The organism is Rhizobium laguerreae, assembly GCF_019778565.1.
In the GTDB taxonomy this organism is placed as follows: Bacteria; Pseudomonadota; Alphaproteobacteria; order Rhizobiales; family Rhizobiaceae; genus Rhizobium; species Rhizobium laguerreae.
The window spans coordinates 1-9,965 of sequence record NZ_JAAXQT010000027.1; the positions used below are offsets into that span (position 1 = coordinate 1).

Consider the following 9,965-nt stretch of genomic DNA (forward strand, 5'->3'; position numbering starts at 1 on the left):
AGTCGCGCTCCTGCGGACCGTAATACAACCGATCAGCCCCCAGTAACGAGCGCCGGTCTTTCTCCAGAGCCACGTGTCCCAGCTTGTCGGTCATGCCATAGCGTGTGACGATCGCGCGGGCAATGTCGGCAACTTTGACGAGATCGTCGGCCGCACCCGTCGAAAGATGGCCAAAGACGATCCATTCCGCCGCGCGGCCACCGAGCAGCACCGCCATCTTGTTCTCCAGTTCCTCCCGCGTCATCAGGAAGCGATCCTCGATCGGACGCTGGACGGTATAGCCGAGGGCGCCGATCCCTCTGGGAATGATGGAGACTTTGTGCACCGGATCGACGCCGGGCAGCGCCATGGCGACCAGCGCATGTCCCATCTCATGATAGGCGACGATTTCACGCTCCCTTGGATTGAGCAGCCGATTGCGCTTTTCGAGACCGGCGACGATGCGTTCGACGGCGTCATTGAAATCGGCCATCGTCACCGCCTCCGCCCGACGGCGTGTGGCGAGCAGGGCTGCCTCGTTGACGAGATTGGCGAGGTCGGCGCCAGTGAATCCCGGTGTGAGCGCGGCGACCTTTTCCGGTGAGACATCCGCCGCGAGCTTCACTTTCTTAAGGTGCACGCCGAGAATCTGGAGTCGGCCCGACTTGTCCGGCCGATCCACCAGCACCTGCCGATCGAAACGACCGGCACGCAGCAGAGCGGGATCAAGTACCTCCGGTCTGTTGGTTGCGGCCAGCAAGACGAGGCCAGTGGAGGGATCAAAGCCATCCAGCTCGACCAGAAGCTGGTTCAGCGTCTGCTCCTTCTCGTCGTGCCCGCCAGTCATGGAGCCAATCCCACGAGCGCGGCCGAGAGCATCGAGCTCATCGATAAAGATGATGGCAGGTGCTTTGGCGCGCGCCTGCTCAAACAGGTCCCGGACCCGCGCTGCACCGATACCGACAAACATTTCGACGAACTCCGACCCGGAGATCGAGAAAAAGGGCACACCGGCTTCGCCCGCGACGGCGCGCGCCAAAAGCGTCTTACCGGTTCCAGGTGGGCCCACTAAAAGCACACCCTTTGGCATACGCCCGCCAAGGCGGCCGTAACCGGCCGTGTCCTTCAGGAAATCAACGATCTCCTTCAGTTCGTCCTTGGCCTCGTCGACGCCGGCGACGTCGTTGAACGTCACGCCAGTGTCGGTCTGGACATAGATCCTGGCCTTCGATTTGCCGATCTGCATCAGGCCTCCGCCGAGCCCACCGCCCATGCGCCTGATCATGAACATCCAGACTCCAACAAAGAGCGCCACGGGGATGAGCCAGGACAGCAGATCGCGCAGGAATGTGCTCTCGATCTGACCCGTCACGACGACTCCGTATTGCCGGAGCTGCTCGGCCAGATCGGGCTCGACCCGTGTCGTGACGAAAAAGGGGCGCTCATTCTGCGGCTGCTTATACCGGCCTTGGATAAAATTATCGGAAACGGCAACCTCGGCGATCTTCCCGTCCTTGAGATCCGTCTCGAACTGGCTGTAGGGAATCCGCGCAATTTGGTGAGTAGTCGCGAAAAAGGACTGAAATGCCGCAAGAAGCAAGAAAGCGATAATCCAGTACGAGATGTTGAAGCGCGTCTTCCTATTCATCTCCATGGCCATCTACTCCTACCGGACGACCAGAAGGAGTCGCGCGCCCTCACGGACCAGTTCAAGCGCCAATACGCCGGGTTTTTCGGCGATCCTGCGCTGGAACTCGGTGACCGAAGCGACCGGAACTCTATTGAGCGCGACGATCATATCACCGGCTTGAAGGCCGGCACCGGCGGCCGCGCTGCCGGAAGCCACCTTTTCGATCACCACACCGTAACCTCCGGCTTGCTGCGCCTCTTCGCCAGAAGCATTCCTCATCTCAGCGCCCTCGAGCGGCGTGCCGGAGAGAGCGGCGGATGACCGATCGCCCATTGCAATGGTGGCCGTGATCACCTTCTCCTCGTCGCCGCGCTTCACCGTGAGGCTCAGCTTACTGCCGGCAGGCATGAGGCCAATCCGGTTCCTGAGGTCAGTCGCACCACCGATCGGGCGTCCGTCAGTTGCGGTGACCACGTCCCCGGTCTTCAGTCCGGCCTGTTCAGCCGGCGAGCCCGACACGACGTTGGCGATCAGCGCGCCGCGGAGGTCACCGAGTCCGAGAGCCTCCGCCAACTCCGGCGTTAGATCCTGAATGCCGATGCCAAGCTCACCGCGCTCCACCTTGCCGTGCGCAATCAACTGGTTCATGACCGACGCCGCCATACTGCTCGGCACGGCAAAGCCGATACCGACGTTGGCGCCGGCGGGGCTTAGAATTGCGGTATTGATGCCGACCAATTTGCCGTCGAGCGTCACCAGGGCACCACCTGAGTTTCCGGGGTTGATTGAGGCATCTGTCTGAATGAAGTCCTCGTAACCTTCAATATTCAGGCCGCTTCGCCCCAACGCACTGACGATGCCTGACGTAACAGTCTGGCCAAGCCCGAACGGATTGCCAATCGCCACGACATAGTCGCCAACCTTAAGTGCATGAGAATCCCCGATCTGAATAGCGGTAAGATTTGCAGCATTAACCTGCAACAGAGCGATGTCCGTGTCCTTGTCGCTGCCCATCAATTTGGCCGAAAGCTGTCGTCCGTCCTTCAGCGTTACAGAAATCTCACTGCCCTCGTCGACGACGTGATGATTGGTAAGCACATATCCTTTGGCGGCGTCGACGACGACGCCGGATCCTGCACTCATCCTGGGTCGTTGTTGCTGTTGCGGCAGATTGAAGTACCGGCGGAAGGTGGGATCGCTGAAGAGAGGATTGTCTCGCGATGGTGCACGGGAGACGACCGCGATGTTGACGACGGCCGGCGTGACTTGTTCCAGCATCGGCGCCAGAGATGGAAGTGACGCCGACGCGGTGCCGGATTCCGGGGTCTGCGCGGTGACCGGCGCTATCGTAAGCAGGACTGCTGCAAAGGCGATCACGGCTGACGCGGCAATCCTATGAAACCCCTGGAGGATATCGAACATGGTTTGCTCCTTGGATTTGACGGGAGGTCAATGCCGCCCAGCCGCAACGCAAACAAAGGAGCGGGCCCGGAGTTCCGGGCCCGCTCGCTTTTGCCTCAGGTGGTCGACAGCGGGTGGTTGTGAGTGAACCAGATGCTGCCCGCGGCCAAAACCGCGACCACGATGCCGGCAATCAGATGTGCCCACATCGCAGCGCCCACCGCCGAGAAACCCAGAACCCATGGCGCCACTAGCGCCCAGACGCCGAGCACCAGGTTGATCCATTCTTCCGCCTCGTAGAATGCGAAGAGCGCGGCGGCAGCGATCACGGCGATGGCAGCGCCAACGATCCAGGCATTCCACGGAGCATAAGCCTCGGTTGCGAAACCAAGGAGCCAGGGTGACAGGAAGAGAGCCAGCCCAGCAACGATATTGACGATATCGAATGCTGCACGGTCCTTCGAAGACTGAGATTTCATCATTGTCGTTTCTCCTTACTTGTTTGCATCATCATTGAACCGCCTCCGGTGGCGTGGAGACGGGTGCGGCAGCGGCATCTTGCCGTTGCCGCGAAGGTGTGGCCGGATCGGCGGAGTGAAGGCGCTTTGTCCCTGCCGGTCCGCCCAGAAAGGGTGCGAGCTCGCTGCTGGTGAACGAGCCTCCTGCAATCTCCTGCAGCGCGAGTTCGCTGACGCAGGCATCTGAAGGATCCAGCCTCGGCTCCGCCCCTCGATAAAGGGCGCGGCTTCGTGCGGCCGCAGCCATAGTCAGCGCGAACCTGTTGGGCAGGATCTTCTCGCAATCGAAGACGATAGATGGGTTCATGGCTCCACCTCACGCGGCATCTCGGTTGATCGTCGGCCGAAGATCTCGCCTCTCGAGATTGCGCTCGAGGTCAAGCAGTGCCTGCTCGACCTCGTGAAGGCGCGACGGCCGGTTGTTCTTAGGCATTCCCTCGTTGATTGCCTGGTCAACCAGGTACTCCGTCCAGGCCCAGTTCATCAGGATCGTCCGCTTCGCTTGCAGCGTCAGCGTCCGATCGCCGACAACGTCAGCAGGCGATGGCCATCTTGCGGGATCATGGACGTGGGCCTGCAGCGCGGCGTCTAGTGCCTGTCCGTAGCTCTCCTGACATGCGGCGAGGCCGAGCCGTTGCAATGTAGCGCCGGAGAAGGCACGAGATGGTCGGTACGTTCGCCGGCGGGTTCTCTGCTTTGCCGCCGCCGCCTTACTCATCTGCCGCTGCACCGTGTAGGTCAGTCCCTGCCGCTCCGCATAACGGATTGCTGATTCAAGGGTTGGAAATTCCAACTCAACCTGTGTGAGCGTGTCGGTACAGCCCGTATAGCCCATCAAAGGTTCGATGAACGGTGCGCTACGGCGCTTGAAGACGAGCCGCCAGCCTTGCATTCGCGGGGTGCCTGAGGTCATCGCCGAGCGCGATGGCTTGAAGATTCGGGCGACAGCACCCTCGGGAAATACCGAGCGTCCGAATGACAGAGGCTTCCGCTGGTTGTCATTCGCCGGCCAGCTATCCGAAACAGCCTTGCTTAGGTTTTGGGTCTCTCTGTTGTGCGTCTCTCTGTTAACTTCCATCATTATATCCCTCCCCATCGGCGAAGGATGCCGGCGGCCGCCGCAAAGGCCGGCCGCCGGTCGCTCATTGGTTGGTTAGCTCTTGATGGCGATTCGCTTGACTTGCGACTGCGCCTGTTCACTCTTCGGCAAGGTCACCGTCAACACGCCGTTTTTGAAGCGGGCGTCGACATTGTCTTCCTTGACTTCCGCACCGAGCGGAATGCGCCGCTCGAAGCGGCCGTAGTAGCGTTCGGAGAACTGGCGATCCTTGTCCTCGGTCTCGGAGTGCTTTTCACCTTTCAGCGTCAACACGCCGTCATTGAGCAGGACTTCGATGTCCTTTTCCTCAAGTCCAGGCACCTCGGCCGTCACCTTGATCTCCTTTTCGTTGTCGGAGACCTCGACGTTCGGCCATCCGCCACCAATGCCACTGCGGCCAGTCAACGACGGAAAGTTGGAACCGAAGCCGCGGAATGCCTCGTCGAACAATCGGTTCACCTCGCGATGCAGGGACAGGAACGGATCACGATCATCATCACGCAACAGGCTGGGAGCCTGATGGCCGTTGTTCCCGCTCCAGGGAATGAGATCACGAACACTCATGTCTTTTCTCCTTTCTCTTGGTTAGCAGCGAAGCGCGCATATCGGCGCCGGGCGTGCCCGGCACCGACGTGGCTTTCGAGGCTTACGCTGCTTGCGTCTCAGCTTCGATCTGCTTGGTCTCGAACTTTGGAAGCGCCTGGCCAGTTCCGATCTCGATCTGGCGCGGCTTCATTTCTTCGGGGATCTCGCGCTTCAGATCGATGATCAGCAGTCCGTCGACGAGTTCAGCGCTTTCGACCTTGACGTGGTCGGCAAGTTCGAAGCGGCGCTGGAAGCTTCGCTGAGCGACGCTGCGATGAAGATACTGCACGTCGTCATCGCTATCCGCCTTCCTGCCCGCGACCACGAGCAGGTTCTGCTCCTGCGTCATCGACAGTTCGTCCTGGGAGAATCCCGCCACAGCCATTTCGATGCGGTATTCATCCTCGCTCGTCTTGAGGATGTCGTAGGGCGGCCAGTTATCGACGGTGTCGATCCCGGCTTGAAGCGCACTTAACATCCGGTCAAAGCCGATGCTTGACCGGAACAGGGGAGAGAAATCGAGGTTTGTCCTCATAGCCATATCCTCCTTTGAAGCAACATGGATACAAGGAGACGCCAAGAGCGACCCGGCGTCTCCTGGACTTTGCCGGTCCCAATTGGGCTACCAGCATAGATCATTTAATTCAGGCGGTTCCCGGTTCAAGAGGGGCCGGGCACCAAGAATGAAAAATTGAGATCGGCGTGCTATTCGGCCGGCGTGAAATCGGTAAATGCTATCAGACAGGAGGTGAGCGGTACTACTTTGACTCTCAGAAACCATCGCCCCGACGGTCACGGGCGGGCGGCGAACGGGCGCTAGGCATCGCCAGCCAACCAGGCTGTCAAAAAGAGCCCCGCGTTTCAACCTGCGGGTCTAGTGAGCGTACATGGAAAGGGGATCTTGGAAAGGCTAGACCTTCGGATCCGGCTGCCAAACGCATCGAAGCCGGAAAGTTTCGACACCGCTGGTGAAGACCGAGCATTCCCTGTTGAGGGACGTCGGGGCTGTCCCGCGTGTGGCTTCTGAGAACTCCGGGTTAGCTTTCAGTGGCGACGGCAAAACCGCGCGATCGACCAAACAAGTTCATCGTCCTCGATGGACTGGATTGTCCCCGGTGCGGACGAGGATCTCCATCGCCCGAGCCGGAACGCGCGATGTGATCGTCTACCTGAAGCGAGAGATCAGCACATTGCACCAGCGTGTTTCCGAGGTTGGTCCAGACGTGCGCGCTTCGGATGAGGGAGACGCCGAAGGTGACCTATTTCTTGCCGTGTTTTCCGAGAAAGAGCCCCGCCGAGGCGGGGCAAGTCAGGGGTCGCACAAGAGGAACACCTTGCGTCCTTCAGAGATAACAAAAAACCAACCAGCCAAGTTCCCAGTCCGTTTTGTACCGATCTTCCAGAGCTTAAGCGCGTCCAGGGAAGAAAATCCCCGCAAGAGCGGGGCTTAGGCAAGGGGGTGGTTTCTCGGCAGGAACGCATCGTGGCGTTGCTACAACTACTTTGCATAGGCTTCCTATATGCGCAATAAATAATACTTTCTGCCCACAGGGCCCACTCGCAATTTATGCAAATATCGTACGATTTCGCTCCGAAGGACAAAGTGACTTCAGGTTACAGCTATAATGAGTATTATTGCGTAGGCCGCCCAGCGATTACTTGCTAACCCCAAGCATATTGTCTCCTGTGCGTTGGGCGGCCTCCAATCGCCCGCAAGCAGGCCACCAATGGTAATCCGCTCATCGTCTGCGGCCATTCGGTCCCCCCATGCTCCAGCTTGTGATTTGGGATAGCCGTTCGAGTTCGACGTCCATTAGCTTTCGGATTTCTTCAGGAGACTGATCGACAAAAACCAGTCTAGCGTTCTCTCTGAGCAAGAATAATTCCGTCTGGTGTTTGTCCTCATCGAACCGCATCTGGATCACGGCATCCATGTTGATCCAGCGCGTAATCGTGCCGTCGGTCAACTTCACGAACATCCTATACTCCAAAGGTGGCGGCCCCGAACCGCAGCAAAAAATTTAGAGCCGATTCCCGACATGTCTAGCATGCGTCCCGGTCCTGGAATCCATCAATCGCACACAGGCGCCGCGACAATCGCGTCAGGTGCCTTCTCGCGTCAGGTGCCTTCTTGGGAACGTGATTACATGCGATGATGGGACATCATCCGCCATCGAACCCAGGCGCGGATGGCTGAGAGATTTTAGTTGCTCTTGCCTGTACAGGAGCAACCAAAATGGCTCGCTACTTCTTCAACGTTCATGACGGCATCTCCATTCCCGATACGGTGGGCTCGGAGCACCCCGACCTCCAGAGTGCCCGCGACGAGGCCGTAGAGACCATAGCGGAGCGGCTGAGGGGCGCTCTGTTGAACAAGGCCGACGTTTCGGCATGGCTGATGAACGTCACCGATGAGCAGGGTGTCACGGTCATTGTTCTTTCCTTCACGGCCGCCGTCCAGATCGTGGATCAGGTGTACCTTGCTGCGCAAGAATCGGGCGCATCATAGAATTGTCAAAACCGCACAGAAGGCATGGCCCCTCTTGGCCTGAAGACGTGTTCTGGCACATAAATTAAGCATTGCTGACGCTTCGCCATTCGACATCAGATCTGGGGCAATCCCGCCGGAGGCTTAGCCATGTCCGACTTTTCGCAGTCAAACATTCAAAACCTTCTTCTGAGAGCGCTTGCGCCCGAAGCATTCGATCTGCTGCGGGAGACGATGCAGCCGCTCGCGCTTCCGGTAAAGTTCGAACTGATCTCTCCGGGTGTGCCAAGTGGGACCGTCTACTTCCTCGAGAGCGGCCTGGCATCGATTGTAGCCACCAATTCCGATGACGAATCCGTGGAAGTCGGGCATGTCGGATATGAAGGCATGGCAGGGGCTCATGTGCTGCAGAAGGTCGATCAAACGCCGAACAGGACCTTCATGCAGGTCGAGGGGCATGGAATATCGGTGCCGGTATCGGCACTTCTTTCAATGGCGCAACGGGTTCCTTCGGCCAACGACCTGCTTCTCAGATATGTGCATTGCTGCGACCTGCAGCTTGCCCATTCCGCTCTTGCCAACGCCCGCTACAACATGTCTGAACGGCTGGCACGATGGCTGTTGATGTGCCACGACCGGCTACGGACCGCTGATCTGCCTCTTACCCACCAGTTCCTCTCGCTGATGCTTGGCGTTCGACGTGCGGGGGTTACCAATGAAATTCACATCGTCGAGGGTGTGCGAGCCATCAGCGCCAAGCGTGGGAATATACGGATCCTGGACAGACCGAAGCTGGAGGAGATGGCAGGCGGCTCCTACGGCGTTCCCGAGCTGGAATATGAACGGCACATAGGGTTTCCGATCAGACGCACTTGACGTCGAGTAGACCGCTTCCCAGCCAGTAGTGTCCATAAAGCCTCCGTGCACAAAAACGACGGATCTTGCGGGTTCTGCGTCCGCTGTCGCCGAATGCAGTCTATAGTTTACCCGACATTGGTGAGTATGTTTCCGCTCGCGCGATTTCGGCGTTACTGATTGGCAGGGTCCTCTTCCGAGCGGAGGACCGCACGAAAAAGAGCGCGTGGGAACAAAACTCAGTTTCAACACAGCTAAAGCGGGGAAACGAGTTGCCAGCCCAGCCGCCCAGATCTTGTCCTACCGCAATAAGGCCGGCATCTACAAAAGCTCCCGCATCAGCTTCGCTACATTATCGCGATCGAATGGAATGTTGCGCCCGTGAAGGCGGATGTGGAGAACTATCCCGAGTGGGGGAGCGTCCAATGACTTAAGGTAATCGACTGCTTCTTGCATTGTCGGAAACGTCTTTTCTTCTGTAAGGAAGCCATCAGGGACGAATGTGATCGTGGTTGCGCACTCGCCATATATGGCCAAGGTCTCTTTTGCGCTGAAGTTATCGCTCATCTCGCCTGCTCCAGTCGGAGGCAAAGCCATTTCCGGGCGAGCTACTGCTGTTGCTGGCCGCTGTCGCAGTGTCGGTGCACTGCGCCAGTTCAGCCTAGACTCGTCCCGGCGTGAAGAAAGCCAAATATGCCACCGCTATGATTACCGTGACGACGACGATAGTCAGCACGAGTTTGACCATGCCTTTGGTGGCTTTTTGCTCTGTGTTGTTCATGCCGATAAAACATAGATGAAGTATGGAAGTTCCGCCGCTCGGGATTACTGACCCGTTAGCAGCTTAACGACTTTCTCAATTGTCTCTCTGATGGGATAGTAATTCGGTGCGCCGTTCTTCTAAGGCGCAGCAACATGAATGTGAGTGCTGGTTTCGAATGCTCGCACGGCAACAACCTGCTCCGGACTTATGAATACGAAGGCGGGATTTCGGCCGGCGTAGTGGAATGGCACCGGTCTCATCGCTCTCCTCTCGGCGACACCTCGGGCAGGAATATGGAGGAGCGTGGTGGAGGCTGGATCAGACCAGCCCCACCTTCTCCTTGTTGCTACGACTGCCACGACCTCTGAAAGACCCGTCCAAGCCGCTCGGCAAATCGGCGTGGATCCGCTGGCCGATCGCCATCCAGAATGCGCGCCTGGTCGAGCAATAAGAAGGCGGCGTCCTCCTGGTAGGAAGCATCACCCTCCACGCTCGCAATCGCTTTGATCAAGGGGTGCAGCAAATTGATCTCCAGGATCGGCTTGGCCGCATCTTGAAGACGACCGGCGTTTCGCAGGATTTTTTCCATCTGCCTGTCATAGCCGTCTTCGGGCGCTACGAGGCAGACCGCACTCTCCGTCAGACGG

The 9,965-nt window shown here is 58.5% G+C and carries 11 protein-coding genes and 1 pseudogene; 2 read left to right on the top strand and 10 right to left on the bottom strand.

Translation table 11 applies throughout. From position 1 onward, the window contains the following. The 8 genes from ftsH to HFO71_RS35545 all read right to left on the bottom strand — a co-directional run. A partial coding sequence (ftsH, locus tag HFO71_RS35510; RefSeq protein WP_221989116.1) for an ATP-dependent zinc metalloprotease FtsH occupies positions 1-1,633 on the bottom strand: 1,633 nt, incomplete at its 3' end. Positions 1,634-1,645: 12 nt separating this feature from the next. Then, on the bottom strand, positions 1,646-3,031 hold the full coding sequence (locus HFO71_RS35515; protein WP_221985639.1) for a Do family serine endopeptidase: 1,386 nt from the start codon (positions 3,029-3,031) through the stop codon (positions 1,646-1,648). Positions 3,032-3,126: 95 nt separating this feature from the next. Further along, complete coding sequence (locus HFO71_RS35520; protein ID WP_221985640.1) at positions 3,127-3,492, bottom strand: SPW repeat protein; 366 nt, start codon at positions 3,490-3,492, stop codon at positions 3,127-3,129. A 28-nt stretch (positions 3,493-3,520) separates the two neighbouring features. Continuing rightward, positions 3,521-3,835 carry a DNA-directed RNA polymerase subunit omega gene (locus HFO71_RS35525; protein ID WP_003551289.1) on the bottom strand — a complete coding sequence of 105 codons (315 nt, stop codon included), beginning with the start codon at positions 3,833-3,835 and terminating at the stop codon, positions 3,521-3,523. A gap of 9 nt (positions 3,836-3,844) precedes the next feature. Further along, positions 3,845-4,609: an NADH dehydrogenase ubiquinone Fe-S protein 4 gene (locus tag HFO71_RS35530; protein ID WP_221989117.1), complete on the bottom strand. Its 765-nt coding sequence runs from the start codon at positions 4,607-4,609 to the stop codon at positions 3,845-3,847. 72 nt (positions 4,610-4,681) lie between these two features. Next, positions 4,682-5,191, bottom strand: coding sequence for an Hsp20/alpha crystallin family protein (locus HFO71_RS35535; protein ID WP_221985642.1), 510 nt, complete (start codon positions 5,189-5,191; stop codon positions 4,682-4,684). 82 nt (positions 5,192-5,273) lie between these two features. Beyond that, complete coding sequence (locus HFO71_RS35540) at positions 5,274-5,747, bottom strand: Hsp20 family protein (protein WP_003551284.1); 474 nt, start codon at positions 5,745-5,747, stop codon at positions 5,274-5,276. Positions 5,748-6,951: 1,204 nt separating this feature from the next. Further along, positions 6,952-7,191 (bottom strand): hypothetical protein, encoded by a 240-nt coding sequence (locus tag HFO71_RS35545; RefSeq protein WP_131661878.1) that lies wholly within the window; start codon positions 7,189-7,191, stop codon positions 6,952-6,954. 257 nt (positions 7,192-7,448) lie between these two features. Here HFO71_RS35545 and HFO71_RS35550 point away from each other — a divergent pair, with 257 nt between their 5' ends. Continuing rightward, positions 7,449-7,721, top strand: coding sequence for a DUF6894 family protein (locus HFO71_RS35550; protein ID WP_168312106.1), 273 nt, complete (start codon positions 7,449-7,451; stop codon positions 7,719-7,721). Positions 7,722-7,850: 129 nt separating this feature from the next. Beyond that, on the top strand, positions 7,851-8,576 hold the full coding sequence (locus tag HFO71_RS35555) for a Crp/Fnr family transcriptional regulator (RefSeq protein ID WP_003551279.1): 726 nt from the start codon (positions 7,851-7,853) through the stop codon (positions 8,574-8,576). Between the two features lie 300 nt (positions 8,577-8,876). Here HFO71_RS35555 and HFO71_RS35560 read toward each other — a convergent pair whose 3' ends face one another. Then, a complete protein-coding gene (locus tag HFO71_RS35560) occupies positions 8,877-9,122 on the bottom strand; it encodes a phospholipase D-like domain-containing protein (RefSeq protein ID WP_003551276.1) in 246 nt (81 codons plus the stop codon). Positions 9,123-9,664: 542 nt separating this feature from the next. Then, positions 9,665-9,965: pseudogene (locus HFO71_RS35565) on the bottom strand (molecular chaperone HtpG); the annotation flags it as partial.